The sequence below is a fragment of the Haloarchaeobius marinus genome (genome assembly GCF_051207415.1).
Classification (GTDB): domain Archaea; phylum Halobacteriota; class Halobacteria; order Halobacteriales; family Natrialbaceae; genus Haloarchaeobius.
Map to the genome: position 1 here is coordinate 513,362 of NZ_JBPKGD010000001.1, position 25,621 is coordinate 538,982.

Genomic DNA, 25,621 nt, shown 5'->3' on the forward strand with positions numbered 1-25,621 from the left:
GGCTAGCGGCGCGCCTTCGCCCGCTCGGCCCACTCGTCGACGCGGCCCTCCGCGATCTCGGTCTCTTCGGCGACCGTCTCGATGTCGGCGTCCGCGAGGTCCCCGATGGTCTCGACGCCAGCGTCCTCGAGTCGCTCGGCGTAGGCCGGGCCGATGCCCTTGATGTCCTGGACCGGTCCGAGGTCGTCCTCGGGTTCCGCCTCGGGCTCTTCGTCCTCGGGTTCTGCTTCGGCTTCCTCGGGTTCCGCCTCGACTTCTTCCGGTTCTGCTTCGGCTTCCTCGGGTTCCGCCTCGACTTCTTCCGGTTCCGCCTCCACGTCTGCGTCCTCGGATTCGGCCTCTGGTTCGTCCGGTTCCGCCTCCACCACTGCTGGCTCCTCGGTGTCGTCGCTCGACTCCTCGGGCTCGGTGGTGGTCGATGCCTCTGCCTCGGTGATCGGTGAGTCGTCGCCACCGATTTCGAGCTCGTCGGTCTCGTCCTCGTCGGAACTGTCCTCGTCCGTCGCCGGTTCGTCGGTCGATTCGCGTTCGATAGTCTCGGCCGTCGCGGTCGCCCCACTGGTGTCCACGGTCGCACCCTCGTCAGTCACCTGGTCCGCCGGCTCCGTGTCGACGGACTGCCGTTCCTTCTCGACCGTGACACCGACGTCACGGGACGATTCGGGCTGCGACTCGTCCTTCATTCCCAAGAGCGACTTCAACTTCTTGAGCAGTGCCATGAGGGGACGTATTTACCGATGGTACTTAAACCCGATACCTGTCTTCCAGCCGGTTCCGGAGGGCACTGTTCATCGCGTCGACAGGAGCGTCCCGTCCCGTCCACAGTTCGAACGCCTCCGCACCCTGATAGAGTAACATCCACGCCCCGTCGACCGTCGTCGCGCCGGCGGCCTCGGCGTCGCTGAGCAGTCGCGTCGACAGCGGCACGTACACCGCGTCGAGGACGACCAGTCCCGCGTGGAGCGCGTCTGCGGGCACCGGGGATTCGTCGGCCTCCATGCCGACGCTGGTCGCGTTCACGAGCACGTCGGCGTCGGCGAGCAGCGCGTCGAGTTCGTCGAGTTCGTGGCCGCTCGCGCCCGCGACGTCACCGGCGAGGGCCGTCGCGCGCTCGACCGTCCGGTTCGCGATGGCGACCCTGGCCCCGGCGTCTGCCAGTCCGTGTGCGACGGCCCGGCCAGCCCCGCCGGCCCCGACGACGACGGCGTCCGCGCCGTCGAGGGCTGCCCCACCCTGCGCTTCCAGCGCGCGACGAGCGCCCGCCGCGTCGGTGTTGTGTCCTGTCGGTTCGTCGCCACCGAAGTCGACGGTGTTGACCGCGCCGATTCGCGCCGCCACGTCGTCGACCGTCACGAGGTCCCTGACGGCCTCCTTGTATGGAATCGTGACGTTCAACCCCCTGACGCCGAGGGCACGTGCGCCGTCGATGGCCGTCGCCAGGGCTTCACGCTCCGGTTCGAACGTGACGTACCGGGCGTCGATATCGAGCGCCTCGTACGCCGCCTCGTGCATCGGCGGCGACAGCGAGTGCCCGACTGGATTGCCGACGAGTCCGAACACCTGCATATCGGGACCGGAGGTCGCCGGGGGTGAAAAGTCGTCCGCCGCGCTGGTCGGCGCTCAGTCCTGGGGGTGGACGACGAGGACCGGTTCGTCGATGATTCGCAGGACGCGGTCGGTCGTGCTCCCGAGCAACTGCCCCGTCAGGCTGGACTCGCCGGTCGACGCGATGGCGACGAAGTCGACGTCGTTCTCCTCGACGTACTCTGCGATGCCCTTGCTCGGCGTACCCTTCGCCGCCGTCCGTTCGACGTCGAGGTCCTCGCTGGCGATGTCTTCACATCGCTCTGCGAGTTCGTCGACGTCCTCTCGCGCCCTGTCGAGCAGGCGCTCCACGTAGGCCTGGTCGACGCCGCCGGCGGAGAACGGCCCGGCCTCCCGCCGGACGTCGACGACCGTCAGGAGGTGAAGTGTCGCGCCGTACTGCTCGGCGACGTCGACCGCGGGGGCCGCCGCCGCCGCTGCTGCCTCGCTCCCGTCGGTCGGCAGGAGGACGTTCTCGTAGTCGCCGATGCGCGAACTGCCCACGGGGACGGTCAGGACGTGCCGTTGGGTGCTCCGGAGGACGCGGTCGGTGACGCTCCCGAGGATGCGTTCCCGGACGCCACCGTGCCCGTGACGCCCCATCACGACGACGTCCGCGTCGATGTCGTCTGCGAGGGACACGACGACCGTCGCCGGGTGGCCCGTCGCGACGTGCGTCTCGACGTCGACGTCGGCGTCGGCGGCAAGCGATTCGACGTCGGCGAGGACGGTCTCGGCCTGGGCCTCGTCGAGTTCCCTGTGTACCGCGGCGACGACGTCGACACGGGCGCCGTACGTCGCGGCGACGTCTATCCCCGCCTGTGCGGCCCGTGTGGCGCACTCGCTCCCGTCGACCGCGATGAGGACTCGCTGGAACATGGTTCTCGATGAGGGTTCACCGAGTCGGTACTAAAGTGATACGCAGTGGCCCTGGCGAGGCGTCGGCCGACGCAACCGGAGACCCGAGAAACGACCGTGTAATCGCGTGACAGGGGCTGTTCCGTGAAACCACAAGCGTTACCTACGCCTTGACGAACCGTTGGTGTATGTTGAAGGATCGGCTCCAGCACCCGCTGGCCGCCCTCGTCTTCGCCGCGCTACTCACGGTCCCGTGGGTGGCCGTCGAGTTGCTGGGTGGCCCGGACTTCGTCGGCCTCTCTCCCCTCCAGACAGTCGCAGTGAGTGGTCTCTCGGTGCTCGGCGCGTCGTTCATGCTCGCGTGGGGCGCCGAGACGGCGGAGAAGGACGTCCCGCGGGCGTTCGCCATCGCAGTCCTCGCCGTGCTCGCGGTCGCCCCGGAGTACGCGGTCGACGCGCTCTACGCCTTCGGTGCCGGTGACGGTGGTGCGACCACAGCGGCCTGTGAACAGTTCAGCAAACAGGCCATCGAGACCGCCGAGGACGGCACCGTCGCGGCCGCCTGCCACGACGCGAACCTCGCCGTCGCGAACATGACGGGTGCGAACCGCATCCTCATCGGCCTCGGCTGGTCCGGTATCGCACTGTTCACCGTCTACCGGGCCCGCAGTTCGAGGGACCCCGCAGTGAGCGAGAAGGACGGCTTCCTCGCGGATTCCGTCTCGCTGGACCGCGACCTCGGACTCGAGGTCGTCTTCCTCCTCGCCGCGACCCTCTTCGCGTTCCTCGTGCCCCTGAACGGCGGCATCGGAATCGCCGACACCGTCGTCCTCCTCGGCATCTACGTCGCCTACATCGCCATCATCGTCCGTGGCGACGTCGAGGAACACGAGGAGCAGGTCGGGGTCCCCGCCTACCTGCAGGAACTCCCGTTCGTCTTCCGCGCGCTCTCCTCGGTCGCCCTGTTCCTCTACTCGGGCCTCATCATCTACACCGCCGTCCACCCCTTCGCACACGGCCTCGAAGTGCTCGGGGAGGCAGCAGGCATCCCGCCGTTCTTCATGATACAGTGGATCGCTCCGCTCGCCTCCGAGAGCCCGGAACTCATCGTCGTCGCCTACCTCGTGAACAAGGCGCGCTCGACCGCCGGGTTCAACGCGCTCATCTCCTCGAAGCTGAACCAGTGGACGCTCCTCATCGGGACGCTGGCCATCGTCTACAGCATCGCGTTCGGGGCCGTCGGCACGCTCCCGTTCGACGAGAAGCAGACCGCCGAGGTCTGGATAACGGCGGCACAGAGCCTCTTCGCCATCGCCATCATCACGAACTTCGAGATCAGTCTGCGCGAGGCGGTGGTCCTGCTCGTCCTGTTCGTCACGCAGGTCGTCGTCGAGTACGGGGCCATCCTGACGATGACCGACGCGGCGGCGAACGAGTTCAGCATGCTCGTCCTCCACGGGTACACGGTGGTCTACGTGGCCCTCGCGACCGTGCTGTTCTGGAACCGTCGTCACGAACTCCGCCGCATCTTCCGCTCCACCGCGGTCCGTGCCCGCGAGTCGATGGGCGGGACCGCGGCGCCCGAACACTCGGACTGAGTTCCCCCCGCCGGTCGGCCCGACCCGATACCCACTTGTCGTCGCTTCTCCAACGCCCGTCCGTGATTGCCATCGTCGTGAGCCGTGCTGACTCGGCCTCGGAACACGTCGGCGAGCACCTGCTCGACGCTACGGACTGGGAGGAGCAGACGGACGACGCCCGGTCCGACGCCGCCGGTGGTGGAACCGTCTACCGGACCGACGGGTTCGAACTCCGCGAGTTCGACGAGTTACACCTCCACCTCGACGGCGCCGCCGCGGCGTTCGACGACCCCGAGTTGCTGGTGTTCGCCTCGCGTCACTCCGGGGAGACCGGCCCGCTGCTGACCGCCCACTTCACCGGCAACTTCGGATCGGCGGAGTACGGCGGCGAGGACGACGCCCTCGCGGACGCCTGTCCGAACGCACAGGCGGTCCTGCTAGACGCCTTCGACCGCCACGCGCCCGAGGGGTACGACGTCGGCATGGAGTGTACGCACCACGGGCCGAGCGACGTGGGAGTCCCGTCGATGTTCGTGGAACTCGGGAGTGACGAGGCCCAGTGGGCCGACCCCGATGGTGCCCGGGCGGTGGCCGACGCCATCCTCGACCTGCGCGACGTCGACCCGTACCGGGACCGCACCGTCGTCGGGTTCGGCGGCGGCCACTACGTCCCCCGGTTCGAACGCATCGTCCGCGAGACGGAGTGGGCGGTCGGCCACGTCGCCGGCGACTGGTCGCTCGACGTGCTGGGTGACCCCGGAGAGCACCGCGACGTGATTCGGCGCGCGTTCGAGGCCAGCGCCACGTCGCTGGCCGTCGTCGAGGGCGACCGTCCCGACCTGGTCGCCGTCGTCGAGGACCTCGGGTACCGCGTCGTGAGCGAGACGTGGGTCCGCATCGTCGACGGCTACGACCTGGACGCCGTCGCCGAACTCGAGGGGGCACTGTCGACGGTCGACGACGGCCTCCGGTTGGGCGAGGCGGACCGGTCGGCCGACTGGACCGTGCGCGAACTGCCGGCCGACCTCCTCTCGACGGCCCAGGGCATCGACCGCGAGGCGACCCTCGACGCCGTTGCGGCACGGTCGGTCGCCTACGAGACGGACCACGCCGGCAGTCGCGTCGGTGCCCGGGCGGCGTTCCCGGCCGGTGGCTACGACGCACTCGTCGACGACCTCTGTCATCTGCTGGAACGACGGTACGACTCGGTAAACCGGACAGCCGACGCCGTCGTCGCCGAGGAGCGGACGTTCGACCCCTCGCTCGCCAGCGAGGCGGGCGTCCCCGAGGGACCGGCCTTCGGACGACTCGCGGCGGGGGAACCGGTCGAGGTCGACGGCAGGACCGTCGATCCGTCCGAGGTCGAGGTCGAACGCGTCGACCGGTTCGACGTGGCATAATTTCGCCCGCGATAGCTGTCGTGTAATCCTAGCTTACTTGCGGGGTAGGATTCGTCTGACGACCGTATGACAGCGGGGGAAAGGTAATTAGGCTGCATAAAATAAGAAGGGCTAAGGATGGATTCGATTGTCGAAGAAGCTATCGACGAGGCCGAACGGGAGGGGGAAGCTCCCGCCGAACGGCGCCAGCATGGAGGGGCGCCACAGGAGGAACCGACCAGTCGAACGGGGAAGATGACAGACGACGAGCTAGAAGACGTCCTCGAAGAACTCAGGACGAACATCACGGTCGTCGGCTGTGGCGGCGGCGGCGGCAACACCATCGACCGGATGCACGACGAGGGTATCCACGGCGCGAAACTCGTCGCCGCGAACACCGACGTCCAGCACCTCGTCGAGATAGACTCCGACGAGAAGATACTGATGGGCGAGCAGAAGACGGGTGGTCGCGGTGCCGGGTCCCTTCCCCAGGTCGGCGAGGAGGCCGCCCTGGAGTCCCAGGAGGAGATATACGAATCCATCGAAGGCTCCGACATGGTGTTCGTCACCGCGGGCCTCGGCGGCGGTACCGGGACCGGGTCCGCACCGGTCGTCGCGAAGGCGGCCCGCGAGTCGGGTGCGCTCACCATCGCAATCGTGACGACCCCGTTCACGGCCGAGGGCGAGGTCAGGCGGACCAACGCCGAGGCCGGCCTCGAACGACTCCGCGACGTGAGCGACACCGTCATCGTCGTCCCCAACGACCGTCTGCTCGACTCCGTCGGCAAGCTTCCCGTTCGGCAGGCGTTCAAGGTCAGCGACGAGGTGCTCATGCGCTCGGTCAAGGGCATCACCGAACTCATCACCAAGCCCGGACTGGTCAACCTCGACTTCGCCGACGTCCGCACCGTCATGGAACGCGGCGGCGTCGCCATGATCGGTCTCGGCGAGTCCGACTCCGACGCGAAGTCGAGCGACTCCGTCAAGGCGGCGCTCCGGTCGCCGCTCCTCGACGTCGACATCTCCGGCGCCTCGTCGGCACTCGTCAACGTCACCGGTGGCTCGGACATGAGCATCGAGGAGGCAGAGGGCGTCGTCGAGGAGATATACGACCGGATAGACCCCGACGCTCGAATCATCTGGGGGACGTCCATCGACGAGAACCTCGACGGGAGCATGCGCACGATGATCGTCGTCACCGGCGTCGAGTCGCCCCAGATATACGGACAGCCCGGCGAGGAGCAGCCGGTTCCCGACCAGGCTGCCGAGGGCGACATCGACTTCGTCGAGTGACCGTTCAGACGACCTCGACGGCCTCGTCTCGATAGCGTTCGAACAGCTCTTCTCCCCACTCGAGTGCATCCACCTCGTCCGTGTCGGCGTAGAACGCGAGCGTCCCGAGTTCGTCGTCGTAGCCGCCGACGCCGACGCGGTCGTCGAACAGCGTCAGGCCGAACGGCAGTTCGTCGACGACGAAGATGGTGAGGTTGTCCTGCTCGAACGCGTCCGTCGCGAGGTCGGGGTAGCTCTCGGCGAGGCGCTCGACCACGCCCGTCTCGTAGACTGCGGTCGTCTCCATGCCCGCAGCGATGGCCTCGTGGATGCGTTCGACGTAGACCGGCGCGATAGACGTGGTGTCGAGGCCCCGGAGCGTCGTCGTCTCCGCGACGAGGTCGACGAACCGCCTGACCGGTCGGTAGGGGTCGCCGGGTTCGGCCCGGGTCATCGTCGCCCCGGCGAAGGCGTCCGGGTCGAACGCCACCCCCGCATCGGCGAGCAACTCGAACAGGGGTTCGAGGCGGGTCGTCCGGGCGACGCCGTCGTGGAACGCCGCCACGTGCGTCCCGATCCGGTGCCCGTACGGCGTGAGTTCGTACTCGCCGTCGGGTTGTGTGATGAGGCCCTTCTCGGTGAACGAGGCGATGATGCGGTGGGCCGTCGCCTTCGAGACGTCGAGTTCGTCCGCCAGTTCCGTCTTGGTGCAGGCGTCCCCGTCGAGGACGCCGAACACGGCCCGACGCTTGAGCAGTTCGACCAGCGTCGAGTCGTCGACGTGTCCATCCGAAGCGAACGCCTCACCGTCCATCACCCCTACCTCGGCAGCATCGCGCCAAAAGCGTTACTTACGCGCCGGGCGGTCCGCGCCGGAGCGTGACCCCGCCGTCTCCGCCCGCGAGACCGGTTCTGCTCGTCGTCGTCCATCAATAGATAGAAAAGCACGGATGCCGAACCCTCGGTTATGAACGTACCCAAAGACCTCAACTCCTACGTGCGGGTGCTCAAGATGGCGAGCACACCCACACGTGAGGAGTTCTCGCAGATATCCAAGATCGCCGGTGCTGGCATCCTGCTCGTCGGCCTGATGGGTTTCATCATCGCACTCGTCATGGGATTCCTCCCGGCCTGAGCCACCCATGCCGATCTACGCAGTCAAGACGACCGCGAGCCAGGAGCGGACGGTCGCGGACATGATAATGAACCGTGAAGAGCCGACCATCCACGCCGCACTCGCTCCCGACTCCCTGACGAGTTACGTGATGGTCGAGGCCGACGACTACAACATCATCGAGCGCGTGCTCGACGAGATTCCCCACGCGAGAAGCGTCATCCCGGGCGAGTCCGACATCTCCGAGGTCGAGCACTTCCTCTCGCCGAAACCGGACGTCGAGGGCATCGCCGAGGGGGACATCGTCGAACTCATCGCGGGGCCGTTCAAGGGCGAGAAGGCCCAGGTCCAGCGCATCGACGAGGGCAAGGACCAGGTGACGGTCGAACTCTACGAGGCGACGGTCCCGATTCCCGTGACCGTCCGTGGGGACCAGATACGGGTGCTGGACTCCGAAGAGCGCTGAGGCACTCTTCTGATCCCCCGCTCGTGTACTCGCGGGGATAGCGAGGAACGGTGAGCGTCCCGACCCGTTCCTCGAATCGTCGAGCGAGGAGCGAAGCGACTCGCGAGACCGAAGAGCGCTGAGGCACTCTTCTGACCTTCCGGTACGCACGCCCCGAACTCCGGGGGTCGCACGGAACCGCGATGCGACTCGTCACCAGCAGTCGCTCACGTATCGACCCGACCCGGAGTCGAGGGCGAGGGGTTACGACCGCGCGCGTTCGCCGCCGATGCGTTCGACGACTGCCTGGAGGTCCGTCACCTCCTCGACGAGTTCTTTGACCTCCTCGCGCTCACGGACCTCCTCGGAACTGGCACCGTAGGCCCGGACGTACTCGGCGCGGGAGTGCTCGTTGAACGCGTGTCGAATCGCGAGGTAGCCGTCCGGGACGGCGACGCCACAGACCTTGCACTCGCGGCGTTCGTGGTCGCTGCTCTGGTGGACGACGAGGTCCTCCGGTGTGTCGAACCGTTCGCCGCAACCGTCGATTCCGCATTCCCAGGGCATTCGTTGAACCATCATAGGAGAGTGGGCACCTTGAACGTTGTCCGAGGTGGGCGGGACGGGCGGGGCGACTCTCCGTCCGAAAACGAGTTCCGACTGCACCTCGACGCCGTCGAGACCGAACGTGTCTGCGATTCGACCCTCTCGACGCATCTTTCAACGCGTTTATAGGCAGAGACTCGAACCCAGAACCTGTGACGGACACCGAGGGCTTCCGCGTCGACATGCACGTGAAGGTGCTCGACGACGCGGTCGTGGAGCGAGCCAAGGCCGCCGGACTGGACGCACTCGTCTACGCGCCGCACTTCGTCAGGCTCCCAGAGATTCGCCGCCGGGCGGAGGCGTTCACCGACGACGAGTTGCTGGTCGTCCCGGGCCGGGAGGTGTTCACCGGCAGCTGGCACGCACGGAAGCACGTCCTCGCGGTCGGACTCGACGAACCGGTGCCGGACTTCATCACGCTGGAGGGGGCGATGGCCGAACTCGAACGGCAGGACGCGGCCGTTCTCGCGCCACACCCCGAGTTCCTGAACGTCAGCCTGTCGAGTGCGGACCTCGCGGCCTACAGCGACCGCGTCCACGCCGTCGAGGTGTACAACCCGAAGCTCCTGTTCGGGACGGCCGACCGGGCGAGGGATATCGTCGAGGACGGCGGCTGGGCACCGTTCGGGTCCTCGTACGCACACCTGACCAAGAGCGTCGGGGAGGTGTGGACGGAGTTCGACCGGTCGTTCGAGACGGCGAGCGAGTTCGCGACGGCGCTCAGGGAGCGCGTGTCGCGAGAGGTCGGCCGTCGGACCGGCTTCGACCACCGTCTCCGCTGTCTGGTCGAGTTCGCACACCTCGGCTACGAGAACTCGTGGTCGAAGGTCGACCGCCTGTTCCTGCAGGGCACCGAACCGACGCACCCCCGCCACATCGCGTACGAGGGGAAGTTCGACGACGTCGCGGTGTACTAGCCCTCAGAGCCCGAGGGCGTGCAGTCCGTTCTCGAACTCGAGCGACGCCCACGGGATGTGATAGACCAGCGCGTAACAGACGGCGAGTTCGAACCCGGTGACGGCGATGGTCACCAGGTCGGCGTGTTCGCTCGTGACGTTGACGCCGACGGGGAGTCCGTACTCCTTCGGGTACGGGTAGAACAGGGCGATGCCGCGCGTGCTCCCGAGCACGTCGAGCACGTAGTGCGTCAGGACCCCGATCCAGACGAACTGGAGGTTCCCGAAGACGTACGGGAAGGCGACGAACACCCCCATCACGCCGAGGTTGTGCAACGTCTTCCGGTGGCTGCCGAACGCGGTGTCGACGTCGGGAAAGAGAGCGCCGAGCGTTATCGGCAGGCCCACCTCGAGTATCTCGACGAACGTCGCCTCGTTGCCCGCGGGTTCGAGGATGAAGCCGATGCCGATGCTCAGCAGGACGCCGTTTATCACGTGCCCCTTCTTGTTCATCGGCGCTCCGCCTCCGCGAGCAGGTCTTCGAGAGCCTGGTCGACGGTCAGTTCCCGTATCGTCTCCCGGTCGCCGTCGAAGACGTAGCGCTCGACCGTCGTGTAGGACTCCTCGGACCCCCAGGGACCGGCGTACGCGACGCCGATGTAGACCGTGCCCACGGGGTCCTCCTCCGTGCCGCCGGTCGGTCCGGCGATGCCCGTGGTGGACACGCCCCACGTCACGTCGGCGGTGTCGCGTGCGCCCTGTGCCATCTGTCGCGCGACGGGTTCGGACACCGCGCCGTGGACGTCGAGGTCCTCGCGGTTGACCCCGAGCAGTTGCTCTTTCGCCCCGTAGGCGTACGTTCCAAGGGTGCGGTCGAAGTAGTCGGACGCGCCGGGGACGTCGGTGATTCGCGCGCCGAGGAGACCACCGGTGCAGGATTCGGCTGTCGCCACCGTCTCCTCCTGTTCGCGGAGTGTCTCACCCAGACGCTTCGCCAGTGTCGCCATGTTCGGACCGATGCAGTCCATTGATTTTAATGCCGTCGCTATCGAGTCGACCGGTTCGACCCCGGCGCCCGGGTGGTGTGAACAGCCGTAGGCGTTATGGTAGATGGCTGTAACTCTCAGCCCATGGAGACCAAGCAACGGCTCAAACTCGTCGGCTACTATCGACTGCTGTCGTGGGTGTCGTTGGCGCTGGGCCTGGCGTTCGTGGGCCTGGGGGTGTACCTGGGCATGTCGGAGACCATCACCATCCTGCTGGAACGGTTCCCGGCAGACCTCGACGTCGCCATCGATGCGGCGGACCCGGTGGTGACGGGGGCGCTCTCGGCCGCCGGCGTCGTCTGCTGGCAGGTCGGCAAGGCGTTCGCGCTGACCACGACGATGGAGAAGGCCGTCGCCGCCGAGACCGGGAACGAGGTCGAACAGAAACTCAAGAGCGAGGTGCTCGACGTGGTCAACAGCCAACTGTCGAGCCTGGAGACGGACCTCCGGAAGGAGATTACACAGGCCGAACGACAACGCGACGACGGCGATGGCATGCCCGTCGGTGCGACGACGGGCGGTGGTCGGTCCGGGTCCCGCACGGGAACGAACCAGCGGACGACCGGAGCGACCGACGGTGACGACGCCGGGTCGGCGGGCAGCGAGTCCGGGACCGACGACCGGATACTCTGACGCGGCGCGTTCAGGCCTCCAGAATCTCGTCGTCGCCGTGCTCGGGGACGACGAGCGACCCGTCGAGCGCGGTCACGCCCCGCCCTCCAACCCGAACCGGCGTGGTCCGGACACGGACCCGACCGGGTCGGTCGACGAAGTGCCCCTGTTCTATCACCACCTCCGACGGGAACTCGTCGGCGAACGCGCCGAAGTGGTCGACGTACGCCGTCACCGCGCCGGCACCGGTCCCACAGACCGGGTCCTCCGGAACGCCCGCGCCGGGTGCGAACATGCGTGCGTGCAGCGTCGCGTCGGCGTCGAGCGTGTCGAAGGTGAACGCGTAGAGGCCGGTGACGTCGAACTCGTCGGTCAGCGCCTCGACGGCGGACAGGTCGGGGTCGATGTGGCCGACGTGTTCGAGGAAGTTGACCGGGACGACGAGGTACCGGAGTCCGGTCGAGGCGACGGCGACCGGCAGTTCCGCCCCGACGTCCTGCATCGACGCGGGGTCGATGCCCAGCGCGTCGGCGATGGGTTCGTAGTCGACGGCGACCTCGTACACCTGCGGGACGTCCTGTTCCAGCCAGACGGTGCCGTCGGCGTCGACGGTCACGTCGAGGACGCCGACGTTGGTCTCGACGGCGTAGGTGTCGGCGTCGACGACGCCCTCCTCGTGGAGGTGGGAGAACGTCGCCACCGTCGCGTGGCCACAGAGGTCGACCTCGGTCGTCGGCGTGAAGAACCTGAGTCGGTAGTCCGCACTCCCACTCGGGTGGACGAACGCGGTCTCGGAGACGGCGAGTTCGTTCGCCACCGCCTGCATCCGGGCCTCGTCGAGGCCGTGCGCCTCCGGAATCACACCGGCCGGGTTGCCGGCGAGTGGTTCGTCGGTGAACGCGTCGACCTGCAACGCACGATAGGTGTCCATGCCACCGAGGACGGACGGCCCCGGCAAGAAACTGGCGTCAGAGCGTTCAGCCCCGTGGCGACGTGCTCGCCGACCGAACGGTCGACGCCGCCCCTCTAGTCGTCGGTCGCCGCGTCGGATTCGACGTTCGCGGTCGTCGAACCGGCGTCGTGCGTGCCGACGGGTGGGAGGTTCACCTCGGCGGCCTCGCTGTCTGCCAGGTCCGGCGCCTCGACGGTACGTTCGCGGTCGCTCCCGTCGCGGGCGTCCTGGTCGATGCGCATCGAGCAGAACCGTGCGCCACACATCGAGCAGAAGCGAGCGTCCTTGTAGTTGTCACCGGGCAGGGTCTGGTCGTGGAACTCGCGGGCGCGTTCGGGGTCGAGTGCCAGGTCGAACTGCTCGCGCCAGTCGAACTCGTATCGCGCCGCCGAGAGTGCGTCGTCCCAGTCGCGCGCGCCGGGCCGTTCGGCGGCCACGTCGGCGGCGTGGGCGGCGATTCGGTAGGCCGCCAGTCCGTCGCGGACGTCGGCCTCCTCCGGCAGGCCGAGGTGTTCCTTCGGAGTGACGTAGCAGAGCATCGCCGCGCCCGCCTCGGCGGCGATGGCCGCGCCGATCGCACTCGTGATGTGGTCGTACCCCGGAGCGACGTCGGTGACGAGCGGGCCGAGGACGTAGAACGGTGCGCCGTCGCAGACGTCGTGCTGGCACTCGACGGTCTCCTCGATGCGGTGCATCGGAACGTGGCCCGGCCCCTCGACCATCGCCTGCACGTCGTGGTCCCAGGCCACCCGGGTCAGCTCCCCGAGCGTGTCGAGTTCGGCGTACTGGGCCTCGTCGCAGGCGTCGGCGACGGACCCCGGACGGAGGCTGTCGCCGAGACTGACCGTCACGTCGTGCTCGGCGAATATCTCGCAGATGTCCTCGAAGTGCGTGAACAGGGGGTTCTGTGCGCCGTTGGCCTCCATCCACGACGCCACGATGGACCCGCCACGGGAGACGATGCCCGTCACGCGCCCGTCGGTCAGTGGAAGGTGCTCGGCGAGGATGCCGGCGTGGACAGTCATGTAATCGACGCTCTGTCTCGCCTGCTTCTCGATCACCGAGAGCAGCATCTCGGGCGTGATGTCCTCGGGCGACCCGGCCCGCTTCAGCGCCTCGTACAGCGGGACGGTACCGATGGGGACCGGCGAGCGCTCGACGTCGTCCTCGCGGATGCGGTCGAGGTCCTCGCCCGTCGAGAGGTCCATCACGGTGTCGGCACCGTGGCTCACCGCGACGTGGAGTTTCCGGCGTTCCTCCTCGATGCTGCTCGTCGTGTCGCTGTTGCCGATGTTCGCGTTGACCTTCGTCGCGAACGCCCGGCCGATGGCCATCGGGTCGAGGCGCTCGTGGTGGACGTTCGCCGGGACGACCGCCCGTCCCTCGGCCACCTGTTCGCGGACGAACTCGGGACTGACGCTCTCTCGCGTCGCGACTCGCTCCATGGCAGGCGTGACGACGCCGCGTCGTGCATCGCGCATCTGGGTCATGCGATTACTAGGTAATACTACTTGATTATAATACCGTGGGTCGACAGCGTTAGGGCCGGGCGCGGAGGAGGGTCCGTATGGACGACGACGCGGCGGAACCGGGAGAGGGCGACGTGACGTACGAACTCCGGGCGGTGCCGCCGCCGACCGAGCAGTTCGTCCGGTTGCGCGACGCCGCCGGGATGGCCCACCGGACGCTCGAGGCCGCCGAGGCCGGCGTGCCGAACAGTCACTACGCGGTGACGGCGGTGGCCGTCGACCGGGACGCGGACGGCCCGGGAACCGACGGAACGGTCGTCGGCATGGGCCGCGTCGTCGGCGACGGTGGGACCGTCTTCCAGGTCACCGACGTCGTGGTCCACCCCGACCACCAGAGGCGCGGACTCGGGAGTCGCATCGTCGACGCCCTCGTCACCCACCTGCGCGAGACCGCACCCGAGTCGGCGTACGTGAACCTGCTGGCCGACGTGGAGGGGTTCTACGAGCGCTTCGGCTTCGAGTACACCGCGCCCGACTCCCGTGGGATGTTCCTCCGCATCGGCGGCGACCCGTAAACGGTTAAGTCTGGACGCGCGTCAGTCCGGGTATGAGCGACCTCCCGGACGATTTCAACTGTACCATCACCAACTGGGAGTACATCTACGGACTCTGTCGCGACGTCAGCGACGACGTCAAACAGGACTCCTTCGACCCCGACGTCATCGTCGCGCTCGCACGTGGCGGCTGGTTCGCCGGGCGCTGTATCTGTGACTTCCTCGGGATGGACGACCTCACCAGCCTGAAGATGGAGCACTACGTCGGCACCGCCCAGAAGGCCGAGGAACCGCAGGTCCGCTACCCCATGCCCGAGGGGAGCGTCGAGGACAAGGACGTGCTCGTCATCGACGACATCGCCGACACCGGCGGGTCCATCAGACGCGCCGAGGAGTACGTCCGGGAGCGCAACGCGGGCAGGGTCAGGACCGCCACGCTCCAGTTGCTCCAGACCAGCGAGTTCGAACCGGACTACATCGGCGAGCGACTGGAGGAGTGGACCTGGATGGTCTACCCATGGAACTTCATCGAGGACATGATAGACATCATCTCGGGGCTGATGGAGCGCGTCGACCGCGAGACATTCGAGAAGGCCCACATCCGTCACTACCTCGCGGAGGACCACGACGTCCAGCGCATCGAGATGGAGATCGCACAGCCGAACCGCCTCGACGAGGTGCTTACCGAGATGGAGCGCCGGGACATCGTCGAGTCCACGGCGGACGGCTGGCGACTGGCCTGACGAGGGCGGATTCTCGTCCGTTCGTCGTCGCCCGGTCGAAAGGAACACCCCGTTCGCGGTCCGAGAACCGGTATGACCGAGGACATCGCGCCACTCCTCCGGGCGCTCGCGCTCAAGGACGAGACGCGGACCGGGTGGCAACTGCGGGGCGTCGCGGACCCCGAGTCGGTCGCCGCACACTCCTGGGGCGTCGCCTACCTCACCCTCCTGTTCGCCGACGAGGCGGACGTCGACGCCGACCGTGCACTCCGGATGGCGGTTGTCCACGACGTGGCGGAAGCCGAGACGGGCGACTGGGCGACCCGGGCCGACGAGACGGCCGACACCTACGACCCGGCCGAGAAGGAGCGCGCGGAACGCGAGGCGGTCGAGGACCTGCTCGTCGACTTCGACGAGGCGAGGGCGCTCTGGGCGGAGTACGAGGCGGGCGAGACGGAGACGGCCCGGTTCGTCAAGGACATGGACCTCCTCGACATGTGCCTGCAGGCGGTCGTCTACGAGCGCGAGGCGCGGTACGACCCCGGCGAGTCGGACGCGTTCGAGCAGTACGACCACCTCGACGAGTTCTTCGCGACGACCGAACCGAGACTCGGGACGGACCTCGGCCGCGAACTGTTCGAGGCGGCACGCGACGCGTACGAGGCGGTCCGAGGACAGTCGGCCTGACCGCCGTCGGTCCCGGGGTCGGGTGTAACCCTACGATGGTCCCTCGTTCCAGGGGCCAGCTACGTCGAGACGGCCGATGGAGGAGGCGCGTCTCACGTCCCGCGACGGATGCCGATACGTATTTGTTTCTCGACAGTAGTTGGATGGAACGAAGAATGTCCGGAATCAGCCCCTCCCGTCGCGGTCTGCTCGCCCTCGCCGTCGGAGCGTTCGCCGGCGGGCAGGCAGCTCGCCCCGCCATCTTCCGCGACGAGTTCGACGCCGACGACTCCGTGTCGACCGACGAGTGGTTGCTGCCCGGACGAACGCCGGCCCGTCGGAACCACGTCCCGACCACCGGCGGCCCGGGGCTCGACGTCGCCTGGGACGTGACGTTCGACGCCGAGACGGGATACACCCTGGCCGTCGCGGGCGGGCGCGTCGTCGTCCCGACGTGGAGCGACGGAGTCTACGCGTTCACGGTGCAGGACGGGGAACGGGCGTGGCGATATCTGCCACCGTCGCGGTTCGAAGGGGGCGTCGCCGTGGCAGGGGGTCGGGTCTGCTGTCCGACGATGAAGGGGTTCCACGTCCTCGGATCGGACGGCGATCCGGGGTGGCACCTCCCCGACTACTGGCAACGGTCCGTCGTCTTGCCGTTCTTCATCTTCGATACGTATCTCCCCGTCGGCACGACGCTGTTCACGCTCGGTGACCGGGGACTGGAGGCGCGGGACCTGTCGAGTGGGCTCCTGCACTGGCACACCGAGCGCGTCGACGGCGAGCACGTCTCTCCCAACCCGGTCGCGTTCGCCGACGGGACCCTCTACTGTCGCGAGGGAAGCCTTCATACCCGACTCAGCGCGTTCGACGCGGGCGACGGGTCGAGTCTCTGGCAGCGGTCCAGCGAGGAGTACCACCACCGGAACGTAGCGGTCGTCGAGGGGACGCTGCTCTCGGCCGGCGGTTTCGATTCGAACGGGCGACTCCGGGCGTTTTCGACCGACGACGGGTCGCTGCGCTGGGAGCAGGCGGCCGGAACCCCGCTGTACGACGTCGCCGTCGCCGACGGACTCGCCATCTGTCCCGGACGCGGTGGCGAAGTCCACGCGTTCGACAGCGAATCCGGCGAGCGTCTGTGGCGCGTCGACGTGCGGGACGACCTCGGCGGGACTGTCCTGACGGACGACCACCTCTACGTCCATCGCGGCCGAGGGGTCGAGGTGCGCGACCCCGCGACGGGAGAGCGACGCGCGACGTACGACCTCGCCGACGACGGTCGACCGCACGAACTCGCCTACGCGAGTGGCCACCTGTTCGCGCTGCGGGACCGAACGCTGTACGCCCTGGAGGTGCGACGGTGACCGACTGGGAACTGGCGGACCTGGATGCGCGTATCGGTGCAGCGATACCGCTCCTCCTGCCGGCCTGGTTCGCGACGTATCCCCTCCGGTGGCTTCTCGCCAGACAGACCGTGCGTACCGGCGCCGTCCCGGACCTGGTCTGGATACTCCCGACGGTCGCCCTCGCGTTTTTCGCGGCGGGGGAGGAGCGCGACGACCTCGCTACGGTCGGGTTCGGCCTCACCGTGGCGGTCGTCTTCTACGTCGCACAGGTCAGATTCGGGCCACCCGTTCCTGTGGTCCGCGGCCGGCCGGAGTACCTCCTCGGCCCAGCGCTGAACGCGGTCGGGGCGGTCGTCGTCGGCTACCTCGTGGCCTACCGCGGGTTGGCGACGCCCCTCCTGCAACGGGGTCGGGCCGCCTTGCACCATCGCGACGACGCGGCGGCGGACCACGACTCGTAGCCGTTTTACGGCCACCACGCTACCGTAGGGGTATGACCATCGGCGTCATCGGCGGCAGCGGCATCTACGAGGCCCTGCCCCTCGAGAACGTGGAGAAGCGACACGTCGACACGCCCTTCGGCGACCCGTCGCACGAACTGACGCTCGGCGAACTGGCCGGCGAGGAGGTCGCGTTCCTGCCACGACACGGCCCCGACCACCAGCACACGCCGACGAACGCACCGTACAAGGCGAACATCTACGCGCTGAAGTCCGTCGGCGTCGACCGCGTCGTCTCGACCAACGCCGTCGGCAGTCTGCGCGAGGACCTCCCGCCGCGGTCGCTCCTCGTCCCGACCCAGATCGTCGACCGGACCAGTCGGCGCGAGCACACCTTCTTCGGCGACGGCATGGTCGTCCACATGGGCTTTGCCGACCCGTACGACCCCGCGATGGTCGAACACCTCGCCGGGGCCGCCGAGCGCGCCGACGTCGACGTCGAGTCGGGCGGCACCTACGTCTGCATCGAGGGGCCGCAGTACTCCACCCGTGCCGAGAGCGAGTTCTACCGCGACCAGGGCTGGGACGTGGTCGGGATGACCGCCATCCCCGAGGCGAAACTCGCCCGCGAGGCCGAACTCGCCTACGCCACCGTCACCGGCGTCACCGACTACGACGTCTGGAAGACCGATAGCGAGGTGACACTGGACGAGGTGCTCGAGAACGCCGACGCCAACCAGGAGTCCATCAACGCGATCATCGAAGAGGCCGTCCGGTCGATGCCCGACGACTTCGAGAGCGACGCCTGGTCGGCCCTCGAGGGCACCGTCAACACGCCGAGCGACGCCATCCCCGCGGACACTCGCGAGCGCGTCGACCTGCTCGCGGGCCAGTACCTCGACTGAGTTCACCGACCGTTTTTTCTCGCCCCCCTGCGTGCGCACCGACGATGGACGGGGACGACCGGGTCGTCGAGCATGCCGTTGCTCAACTCGACTGCGACGAGGCGACGGCCCGCGGGTTCCTCGACGAACTCGACGCCGCAGTCGGGTCGGTGTGTCCCCTCTGTGGCGAGGGGTACATCGTCGGGACCGACGACGACCGACTGTACCCCTCGCGGGGCCGGCAGGAACGGTCGGTGAACCTCGGCGTCGTGGAACTGTCGCTCTCGAAGTCCCGGGAACTACGCGAACCGGACGAGGCGGGCGCCGTCGACGCCTACACCTGCACCTCCGAGAACGACCTGGAGACGTGTGCGCTCGCCGGTCGGTTCTCCGAACAGGTCGTCGTCGAGACGGTCCGGGGTATCGACGAGACCGAACGCGCCGTCGAGCGCCGACGGGCCTACGTCGCCGACAGACTCGCACGCGCCGAAGACCGCCTCTGAGACCGTCAGTCCGGAGGGCCGAGGACGCGTTCGACGGACACGTCCAGGTCGTCCGCGAGCCCCCGGAGTCGCTGGGCTGCGTCGTCGTCCAGGTCGACCGCGTCCGGGTGGTGCTGGGCCACCCGGACGGAGGCCGTTGCCGCCGCAAGCCGGACGCGTTCCTCGTCGTCGGCCGTGGTCGTCGCCAGTTCCGATACCGAGCGCTGCATCCGGCGCGGGCGCTCGACGGCGACGCGACCGGTCGCGCACGCGGCGGCGACGCGCTGTTCGACGGCACCCTCGCGGAGCAACTCGGCGAACACCTCGTCGGCCTCCGTGCTGGCAGCGGACGGGTCCGCCACCGCGACGGCGGCGAGCAGGTCGACGGCGACCACCTGTAGCGCAGGGACCGGTTCGCGGGCGTTCGCCACCGCGTCGGGGACGACCGGGGCGGCCTCCTCCGGGTAGCGCTCCGCGACGTCCGCCAGCGCTCCGGTGGCGTAGACGCGCACGTCCCACTCTTCCTCGTCGGTCGTCGCCGCCCGGAGTTCGTCGACTGCGGGCAACACCGTGCTCGGACCCGAGGCGGCGAGGTGTGCCAGGACGCACGCGACGGCCGCCCGGACGTACGGGTCCGTCGTCGAGAGCACCGGAACGAGCGATTCGACCCACGCGGCGAACGTCCTTGGGTATCCCCCGGCGACGGCGACGAGGGCGTCGGCCGTGCGCCTGCGGGCGTTCACGTCGTCGTCTGCCAGGTGCGTCAGGAGGACGTCGACGACCTCGGCCACCCGCTCCGGTCGAGCCCCGGCGGTGTGGTACAGCGCGTCCGCAGCCCTCGTCCGCGCCGGCGGACCCGACCCCTTCAGCAGGGATGCCAGTTCCTCGACGTGGTCGGCGGCGGCGGCGGGGCTGTTGCGTGCGATTTCGTACAGCTCCTCGGCCCGGTCGGCGTCGTCCGACCCACCCAGCAGTCCCATCTCCCGGGATATCGAACGGGGCGACCAAGAACCCTCGGTGCCGTCGGTCGCTGTTCGAGTCGGTGGCCAGTGGTCGCGGCCGTCACCGCCCCTTCGTCACCGGTTCGAGTTCGTCGACGAGCGCCTGCCTGAGGACGGTCTCGGTCGCGCGCCTGATGCGCTCCGAGGCGGCCTGGTTCGAGATGTCGAACGCCTCGGCGACGTCGTCGAGCGTCGCCTGTCGCGGAATCGCGAAGTATCCGCTCTCGACCGCCCGGACCAGCGCTTCCCGCTGTGCCGGGGTCAGACCGTGTGCGTCCGTCGACTTCGAGGACCTGTCGCTCGACCGGCCGAGTCGGTGGAGTTCGAGGTGGTACGACGCCTCCTGGGACCGTTCGTGGAACCGCGTCACACCCCTGTCGTCCGGGAACCGGACCGTGAAGTACCACCGGTCCGTCGCACGGGCGTCCAGGAGTGCACCGCCCGTCTCGACGAATATCGTCAGCAGTTCGTCCGCCATCGGGTCCCACCGGAGCTGGTACAGCCGTCTGTCGCCGTCGCGCTCGATCGGTGCGACGCTCTCGACGAAGTCCTGCCGGGCCATCGCGTCCTCGAACCCCTCGACGTCTCCCGACACCCAGACGTACGGCATCACGTCGCCGGACGTGGGAACGACAGGTTCCATTCGAAGCTCTACGTCGCACTCTCCCCCGATCAACGACCCGAGAGCGAAGTCGTCCGCCTCGATAGAGAACTCGGCGAGTACCCCCATAGCATCGTACTACGCGGATTGGACGTATTTAGCTTGTGCAGGCGGAGGAGAGCCTTCGCAGGGGACGAACGCACGCCGGGGAATCGTCGGCCCGACGGCGCGAGGGCCGCCGGTCAGTCCGCGAGGGCTTCCCCGGAGGCGTTGACCGCACTCGGGTCCTGGACCCACAGGTCGCCGAACAGTTCGTCCTGCTGGAGGCGGACTTGCCCGCGGTGTGCGAGGAACAGCAGCGCGAGGAAGGTCTCGACGCGGGTCCCGCCGCTCTCCGATATCTCGGCGTACAGCACCTCTGTTCGGCCCGCGTCGTAGTGCTCTCGGAGGACCGCACGCACGTCGTCGATGACGTCCTCGATGTCCTCCTCGTGGGTCGTCCCGGTCACGTCGCTCTCCGTCGGTTCGTCGTCGACCCGCCGGTCGTCGCCGGAGTGGTAGTCGAGTGTCTGGGTCCCCCGCCGGAACCCCTTCGGCGAGTCGCTGGTGTCGTACTCGCGGTGGGTCTTCCACCACGAACCGCGCTCGGCCTCGCGCAGGTCGCGGACCAGTTCGTCCAGCGTCTCCGGCGTCCCGCGGGCGTGCTTGCGGTCCAGGCGGCGCTCCATCTCGGCCTCCAGTCCCTCGACCGGGTCGAACCCCGGTTCCGGCGGGGTGCCGTCGTCGCCACCGAACGGCTGTTCCCACGGTTCGGGACCGTCGTCCTCGTCCTCTTCGCGCCCGTAGATGAGCACGTCGCCCTTCATCCGGAGCAACACGCTGGCGTAGAACAGCGCCCGCCCGGACGTCCGCAGGTCCACCGCCCCGAGCGCGTCGAGGAACCGGTCGGTCACGCGGACGATGTCGATGTCCCACGGGTCTATCTCTCCGTTCTCGGCCAGCTGGACGAGCAGTTCGACCGGTTCGACTTCGTCGTCGTCGGTCCCGGCGACCGCGTCGTCGTCCGGCAGTACCTCGTCGAGGCGAGCGTCGGCCTCGTCCTCCGACGTCGGTTCGCCATCCTCGTCGTCGTCGTCGGCGGCGAACACCTCCTCGACGCTGCCCCCGCTGTAGAACGAGTCCAGGTCGACCGACCCGTCGTCCTCGGCGGTCGACGGGGCTTCGGCGTCGGCGTCGGCGTCGGCAGTGGCCGCCTCTGTCTCGGCTTCTGCTTCCGACTCCGTCTCGGTCTCTGCCTCCGTCTCCGGGTCCGCCCCCGGCCGTTCCCGGTCCTCGTGGCCGGCGATTTTCAGCATGCTCTCGGGGGCGTCCTCCTCGTCCGGTTGCTCGGGGGTCCCGTCGCTCCGGTTCCGTCGGTCGCGTTCGTCGCGGGTCGCTTCGCTCTCCGTCCGGCGTTCGGGGGACTCGTCACCTCGTTCCGAGTCCCCGCTAGTCATCGGCCGGAACCTCCAGGTCGCCGTCGCCATCGCCGTCGGAGAGGTCGATGCCGGTCACCGCGGAGACGTTGTTACCCTGCATCGTCACGCCGATGGCGCGCTCGGAGCGGTCGAGCATCGCCGTCCGGTGACTGACGACGACGAACTGTGCCTTCCCGGCGAGTTCGTCGACCATCTGCCCGACGCGCTCTGCGTTGGCCGCGTCGAGGAAGGCGTCCACCTCGTCGAGCGCGTAGAACGGTGCCGGGTTGTGGCGCTGGATGGCGAAGATGAACGCCAGCGCGGTCAGCGACTTCTCGCCGCCGGACATCGCGTCGAGGCGCTGGATGGGCTTGTCGCCCGGCTGGGCCTTCATCGTCAGGCCGCCCTCGAAGGGGTCCTCCTCGTCTTCGAGGTGGAGACGCCCCGAACCGTTCGACAGGCGCGTGAAGATGTCCTGGAACTGCTCGTCGATGGCCTCGTAGGACTCCATGAACGTCTCCTTCTTCTGGGCCTCGTAGGACTCGATGCGCTCGCGGATGGCGTCGCCCTCGGAGACGAGGGTGTCCCGCCCCTCCTCGAGTTCTTCGAGGTCCGCGCGGACATCCTCGTACTCGTCGATGGCGAGCATGTTCACCGGTTCCATCGCGTCCATGTCCGACTGGAGGCACTCGACCATCCGGGTCACCTCGTCGTGGTCCGGGACGTCCTCGGGGTCGTACTCGCCGACCTCCTCCTCCAGGGACTCGATCTCCCACGATAGCTGCTCGACCGTCTCGGTGAGCGAGTCGAGTTTCCCCTCGACGGCGTCGACCTCTTTCTGCACCGAGTCGCGGTCGCTCTCGGCCTCCCGGAGTTCCTCGCGGAGGTCCTCGCGCTCCTCTTTCAGTTCGGAGAGCTCGTTCTCCAGTTCGAGGACCGCCCGGCGCTTGGACTCGAGTTCGGTCTCCTTCTCGTCGACCTTCGCCTCCAGGTCCTCGATGCGTTCCTCGTGTTCGGCCTTGTCGTTCTGTGCCGCCTCGATCTCGTCGTGGAGGTTCTCGATGGCCTCCTCGGCGTACTGCTTCTCGAGTTCGAGTTCGTTGAGGGTCGCATCGAGGTCGTCCATCCGGTCCTCGATGTCGTCTATCTCGGCCTCGATGGCCTCCTTCCGGTTGGTGAGTTCGGGAACCCGGGAGTCGGCGAGTTCGGCCTCTATCTCGGAGATGTCCGCCTCGAGCTCCGCGATGCGCTCCTGGCGCTCGCCGATCTCGGCGTCTATCTCCTGCATCTCCTCGTCGACGGACTCGCGTTCGGCCTCTATCTCCTCGCGGCGCTCCTCGAGGTCGGCGACGCGGGCCTCGATGTCGGCTATCTCGCGTCTCGTGCTCTCGATGTCGCTCTCGATGCTCCGGACCTCGTCGGCCGCGTCGGTCTTCCGGTCGCGTGCGTCGTCCAGTCGGGACTCGACGCTCTGGATGTCCTCTCGAAGCGACTGGCGCTCGTCCTCCAGGTCGGCGATGCGCTCTGCGACGCGCTTGAGTTGCCCCTCGCCGGAGGAGTCGAAGGAGTACCGCGACCCCGACGACGACCCGCCGGTCATCGCGCCGGACTTCTCGACGAGATCGCCGTCCAGCGTGACGAGGCGGTACTCGCCCTGGAGGTCGCGAGCGGTGTCCAGGTCGTCGACGACCAGCGTGTCGCCGACGACGTGGCTGAAGATACCCGCGTACTGCCCGTCGAAGTCGATGAGGTTGTACGCGAAGTCGACCACGCCCGGGAGGTCCGGTGCGCTCGGGAGCGACCGGTCCCGCATCTTGTTCAACGGCAGGAACGTCGCCCGCCCGGCGTTGCGCGACTTCAGGTGCTCGATGCACTGCTGGCCGATGACGTCGTCCCGGACGACGACGTTGGCCATCCGACCGCCGGCCGCCGTCTCACAAGCCTCGGCGTACTCCGGGTCGACGCTCCCCAGCTGGGCGACCGCGCCGTGGACGCCGTCGATGCCGGAGTTGAGCACCGTCGTCACCGACCGGCCGAACGAGGAGTCGCCCGACTGGCCGGCGTTGGCCTCCAGTTCGGCGTACTTCTGCTGTTCGGCCTGCAGGTCGTCCTCGACGTCGGCGAGGTCCTGCTGGTAGGACTGCTTCTCGGCCTTCAGGTCCTCGACGACCGAGTCGATGGAGTCGACGTTCTGTTCGGCCTTCTCCAGTTCGTCCTCCAGGTCGCGTATCTCGGCTTCGAGGTCGGGAATCTCCGCCTCCCGCTCCTCGATCTCCTCGCCGATCTCGGCCGCCTCGTTCGACCGTCGCCGGGTCTCGTCGAGCAGGCGGTCCTTCTCGCGCTGGAGTTCGTTCGTCTCGTCGCGTTCGGTCTCGAGTTCGGCCTTGCGCTCTTGCAGGTCGGACTTGAGTTCGTCGTACTCCGTGTCGATGGCGTCGATCTCGGCCTGGACGTCGGCGAGGTCGCTCTCTTTCGCCTGCACGTCGGCCTTCAGCGAGGACTTCGCGACCTTCGTCTCGCGCATCTCCGCCTCGACGTCGTCGACCTCCTCCTGCTTGCGGTCTATCTTGACGAAGGACTCGCGTCGTTTCGTCTCGGCGGCCTCGATGGCGTCCTCGCTGGCGGCTACCTTGTCCTCCAGCCGCGAGATGTCGCCCTTGATGCTCTCTATCTCGCGTTTGATCTCGAGTTGCTCGTCCTCGCCCTTGCGTTCGATCTCGGCGTTCAGGTCCTCGAGGTCCTCCTGCAGGCGGACGACGGTCCCCTGCTTCTGGTCGAGGTCGCGCTGGAGGTCGTCGAGTTCGGCCTCCTTGCGCTCGGCCTTCGACTCGACGCGGTCCCGCTCTGCGCGCTTGTCCTCGAGTTCGGCAGCCTTGAGGTAGCCCTCGTACTGCTCTTTCTCGCGTCGGAGTCGCCGGTAGCGGAGGGCCGTCTCGCGCTCGTCTTCGAGTTGTTCGAGACGGTCCTGCTTCTCCTCGATGCGCAACTCGGCCTCGTTGATGCGCTCCTCGACGACCTCGAGTTCGTCGAGGGCGTCGGCCTTCTTCGCGTCGAACTCGGCGACGCCGGCTATCTCGTCGATGATCTCGCGACGCGAGTACGGCGTCATGTTGATTATCTCGGTCACGTCGCCCTGCATGACGACGTTGTAGCCCTCGGGCGTCACGCCGGCCTGTGCGAGCAGGTCCTGGATGTCCGAGAGGTTCACCGAGCGCCCGTTCAGGTAGTAGTACGAGTAGTAGTTGTCGTCGGTCTGCTTGACGCGCCGTTTGACGCGGACCTCGTCGACGTCGCCCACGTCCTCGCTCCCGGCGGCGTTGACGACCTGCGAGCGCGTGAGCGTCCGGTCCTCGTTGTTCAGGACGACCTCGACGATGGCTTCGCGCGGACCGCCCGACCGGTCGTCGTCCTCGTGCCCCGGGTTGTAGATGAGGTCGGTGAGCTTCTCGGCGCGGATACCCCGCGTCCGGGCCAGCCCCAGCGCGAACAACACGGCGTCGATGATGTTCGACTTGCCCGACCCGTTCGGCCCGGTGACGACGGTGAAGTCCTCGTAGAAGGGGATCCGCGTCTTTCGGCCGAAGCTCTTGAAGCGGTCGAGAACGAGTTCTTTGATGTGCATTGTGTCTGACGTCTGGAGGGCACCCGGCCGGCT

27 protein-coding genes are annotated in these 25,621 nt (G+C 68.0%); 14 read left to right on the forward strand and 13 right to left on the reverse strand.

Translation table 11 applies throughout. The features are described from left to right. Positions 1 to 2 precede the first annotated feature (2 nt). Genes ACSC1W_RS02690 through ACSC1W_RS02700 form a run of 3 tightly spaced genes read right to left on the reverse strand, consistent with a single transcriptional unit; the run spans position 3 to position 2,463 of the window. On the reverse strand, positions 3 to 719 hold the full coding sequence (locus ACSC1W_RS02690; RefSeq protein WP_435345182.1) for a helix-hairpin-helix domain-containing protein: 717 nt from the start codon (positions 717 to 719) through the stop codon (positions 3 to 5). Positions 720 to 744: 25 nt separating this feature from the next. After that, on the reverse strand, positions 745 to 1,566 hold the full coding sequence (locus tag ACSC1W_RS02695) for a shikimate dehydrogenase (RefSeq protein WP_435345184.1): 822 nt from the start codon (positions 1,564 to 1,566) through the stop codon (positions 745 to 747). 54 nt (positions 1,567 to 1,620) lie between these two features. Continuing rightward, positions 1,621 to 2,463 (reverse strand): universal stress protein, encoded by an 843-nt coding sequence (locus tag ACSC1W_RS02700; RefSeq protein ID WP_435345186.1) that lies wholly within the window; start codon positions 2,461 to 2,463, stop codon positions 1,621 to 1,623. A gap of 170 nt (positions 2,464 to 2,633) precedes the next feature. Here ACSC1W_RS02700 and ACSC1W_RS02705 point away from each other — a divergent pair, with 170 nt between their 5' ends. The 3 genes from ACSC1W_RS02705 (at position 2,634) to ftsZ (ending at position 6,694) form a co-directional block, all read left to right on the forward strand. After that, positions 2,634 to 4,040 (forward strand): calcium:cation antiporter family protein, encoded by a 1,407-nt coding sequence (locus ACSC1W_RS02705; RefSeq protein ID WP_492764718.1) that lies wholly within the window; start codon positions 2,634 to 2,636, stop codon positions 4,038 to 4,040. Positions 4,041 to 4,102: 62 nt separating this feature from the next. Continuing rightward, entirely contained in the window at positions 4,103 to 5,422 is a 1,320-nt protein-coding gene (locus ACSC1W_RS02710) for a D-aminoacyl-tRNA deacylase (RefSeq protein ID WP_435345189.1), read from the forward strand. Between the two features lie 117 nt (positions 5,423 to 5,539). Beyond that, positions 5,540 to 6,694, forward strand: coding sequence for a cell division protein FtsZ (gene ftsZ, locus ACSC1W_RS02715; protein ID WP_435345191.1), 1,155 nt, complete (start codon positions 5,540 to 5,542; stop codon positions 6,692 to 6,694). Positions 6,695 to 6,698: 4 nt separating this feature from the next. Here ftsZ and ACSC1W_RS02720 read toward each other — a convergent pair whose 3' ends face one another. After that, the gene (locus tag ACSC1W_RS02720) at positions 6,699 to 7,487 is read right to left on the reverse strand and encodes a helix-turn-helix transcriptional regulator (protein ID WP_435345193.1); all 789 of its coding nucleotides are present in this window, start codon (positions 7,485 to 7,487) and stop codon (positions 6,699 to 6,701) included. Positions 7,488 to 7,640: 153 nt separating this feature from the next. On the opposite strand from ACSC1W_RS02720, the gene ACSC1W_RS02725 reads away from it, so the two are divergent. Next, the gene (locus ACSC1W_RS02725; protein ID WP_435345194.1) at positions 7,641 to 7,808 is read left to right on the forward strand and encodes a protein translocase SEC61 complex subunit gamma; all 168 of its coding nucleotides are present in this window, start codon (positions 7,641 to 7,643) and stop codon (positions 7,806 to 7,808) included. A 7-nt stretch (positions 7,809 to 7,815) separates the two neighbouring features. Next, positions 7,816 to 8,253 (forward strand): transcription elongation factor Spt5, encoded by a 438-nt coding sequence (locus ACSC1W_RS02730; RefSeq protein ID WP_435345196.1) that lies wholly within the window; start codon positions 7,816 to 7,818, stop codon positions 8,251 to 8,253. A gap of 243 nt (positions 8,254 to 8,496) precedes the next feature. Here ACSC1W_RS02730 and ACSC1W_RS02735 read toward each other — a convergent pair whose 3' ends face one another. Next, positions 8,497 to 8,799 (reverse strand): DUF7565 family protein, encoded by a 303-nt coding sequence (locus tag ACSC1W_RS02735; RefSeq protein ID WP_435345998.1) that lies wholly within the window; start codon positions 8,797 to 8,799, stop codon positions 8,497 to 8,499. Between the two features lie 221 nt (positions 8,800 to 9,020). On the opposite strand from ACSC1W_RS02735, the gene ACSC1W_RS02740 reads away from it, so the two are divergent. Continuing rightward, positions 9,021 to 9,755 (forward strand): PHP-associated domain-containing protein, encoded by a 735-nt coding sequence (locus tag ACSC1W_RS02740; protein ID WP_435345999.1) that lies wholly within the window; start codon positions 9,021 to 9,023, stop codon positions 9,753 to 9,755. A gap of 3 nt (positions 9,756 to 9,758) precedes the next feature. On the opposite strand, the gene ACSC1W_RS02745 is transcribed toward ACSC1W_RS02740, so the two are convergent. Next, entirely contained in the window at positions 9,759 to 10,247 is a 489-nt protein-coding gene (locus tag ACSC1W_RS02745; protein WP_435345198.1) for a metal-dependent hydrolase, read from the reverse strand. Next, positions 10,244 to 10,741, reverse strand: a complete 498-nt coding sequence (locus ACSC1W_RS02750; RefSeq protein WP_435345200.1) for a CinA family protein — start codon at positions 10,739 to 10,741, stop codon at positions 10,244 to 10,246. The genes ACSC1W_RS02745 and ACSC1W_RS02750 overlap by 4 nt, the downstream gene beginning before the upstream one ends. A gap of 123 nt (positions 10,742 to 10,864) precedes the next feature. Between ACSC1W_RS02750 and ACSC1W_RS02755 the strand changes: the two genes are divergently transcribed. Next, positions 10,865 to 11,413, forward strand: a complete 549-nt coding sequence (locus tag ACSC1W_RS02755) for a hypothetical protein (protein WP_435345202.1) — start codon at positions 10,865 to 10,867, stop codon at positions 11,411 to 11,413. Positions 11,414 to 11,423: 10 nt separating this feature from the next. Here the strand turns inward: ACSC1W_RS02755 and ACSC1W_RS02760 are convergent, their stop codons facing one another. Beyond that, positions 11,424 to 12,323 (reverse strand): PhzF family phenazine biosynthesis protein, encoded by a 900-nt coding sequence (locus ACSC1W_RS02760; protein ID WP_435345204.1) that lies wholly within the window; start codon positions 12,321 to 12,323, stop codon positions 11,424 to 11,426. Between the two features lie 95 nt (positions 12,324 to 12,418). Next, positions 12,419 to 13,834, reverse strand: coding sequence for a phosphomethylpyrimidine synthase ThiC (gene thiC / locus ACSC1W_RS02765; RefSeq protein WP_435345206.1), 1,416 nt, complete (start codon positions 13,832 to 13,834; stop codon positions 12,419 to 12,421). Positions 13,835 to 13,911: 77 nt separating this feature from the next. On the opposite strand from thiC, the gene ACSC1W_RS02770 reads away from it, so the two are divergent. The 7 genes from ACSC1W_RS02770 to ACSC1W_RS02800 all read left to right on the forward strand — a co-directional run bounded on the left by ACSC1W_RS02770 (position 13,912) and on the right by ACSC1W_RS02800 (position 18,928). Then, the gene (locus ACSC1W_RS02770) at positions 13,912 to 14,388 is read left to right on the forward strand and encodes a GNAT family N-acetyltransferase (protein WP_435345207.1); all 477 of its coding nucleotides are present in this window, start codon (positions 13,912 to 13,914) and stop codon (positions 14,386 to 14,388) included. 32 nt (positions 14,389 to 14,420) lie between these two features. Next, positions 14,421 to 15,110: a phosphoribosyltransferase gene (locus ACSC1W_RS02775; RefSeq protein WP_435345209.1), complete on the forward strand. Its 690-nt coding sequence runs from the start codon at positions 14,421 to 14,423 to the stop codon at positions 15,108 to 15,110. Positions 15,111 to 15,182: 72 nt separating this feature from the next. Continuing rightward, positions 15,183 to 15,776, forward strand: a complete 594-nt coding sequence (locus ACSC1W_RS02780; protein WP_435345211.1) for an HD domain-containing protein — start codon at positions 15,183 to 15,185, stop codon at positions 15,774 to 15,776. 155 nt (positions 15,777 to 15,931) lie between these two features. After that, on the forward strand, positions 15,932 to 17,119 hold the full coding sequence (locus tag ACSC1W_RS02785) for an outer membrane protein assembly factor BamB family protein (RefSeq protein ID WP_435345213.1): 1,188 nt from the start codon (positions 15,932 to 15,934) through the stop codon (positions 17,117 to 17,119). Beyond that, a complete protein-coding gene (locus ACSC1W_RS02790) occupies positions 17,116 to 17,562 on the forward strand; it encodes a hypothetical protein (protein WP_435345215.1) in 447 nt (148 codons plus the stop codon). Before ACSC1W_RS02785 ends, ACSC1W_RS02790 begins: the two co-directional genes overlap by 4 nt. 32 nt (positions 17,563 to 17,594) lie before the next feature. Further along, the gene (gene mtnP / locus ACSC1W_RS02795; RefSeq protein ID WP_435345217.1) at positions 17,595 to 18,446 is read left to right on the forward strand and encodes an S-methyl-5'-thioadenosine phosphorylase; all 852 of its coding nucleotides are present in this window, start codon (positions 17,595 to 17,597) and stop codon (positions 18,444 to 18,446) included. Positions 18,447 to 18,490: 44 nt separating this feature from the next. Beyond that, complete coding sequence (locus ACSC1W_RS02800; protein WP_435345219.1) at positions 18,491 to 18,928, forward strand: hypothetical protein; 438 nt, start codon at positions 18,491 to 18,493, stop codon at positions 18,926 to 18,928. 5 nt (positions 18,929 to 18,933) lie between these two features. Here the strand turns inward: ACSC1W_RS02800 and ACSC1W_RS02805 are convergent, their stop codons facing one another. The 4 genes from ACSC1W_RS02805 to smc form a co-directional block, all read right to left on the reverse strand. Then, positions 18,934 to 19,887 carry a HEAT repeat domain-containing protein gene (locus ACSC1W_RS02805; RefSeq protein WP_435345221.1) on the reverse strand — a complete coding sequence of 318 codons (954 nt, stop codon included), beginning with the start codon at positions 19,885 to 19,887 and terminating at the stop codon, positions 18,934 to 18,936. Positions 19,888 to 19,969: 82 nt separating this feature from the next. Continuing rightward, complete coding sequence (locus tag ACSC1W_RS02810) at positions 19,970 to 20,638, reverse strand: helix-turn-helix domain-containing protein (RefSeq protein WP_435345223.1); 669 nt, start codon at positions 20,636 to 20,638, stop codon at positions 19,970 to 19,972. Between the two features lie 113 nt (positions 20,639 to 20,751). Beyond that, the gene (locus ACSC1W_RS02815; RefSeq protein WP_435345225.1) at positions 20,752 to 22,005 is read right to left on the reverse strand and encodes a segregation/condensation protein A; all 1,254 of its coding nucleotides are present in this window, start codon (positions 22,003 to 22,005) and stop codon (positions 20,752 to 20,754) included. Continuing rightward, positions 21,998 to 25,588 (reverse strand): chromosome segregation protein SMC, encoded by a 3,591-nt coding sequence (smc, locus tag ACSC1W_RS02820; RefSeq protein WP_435345228.1) that lies wholly within the window; start codon positions 25,586 to 25,588, stop codon positions 21,998 to 22,000. Before smc ends, ACSC1W_RS02815 begins: the two co-directional genes overlap by 8 nt. Between the last annotated feature and the right edge of the window lie 33 nt (positions 25,589 to 25,621).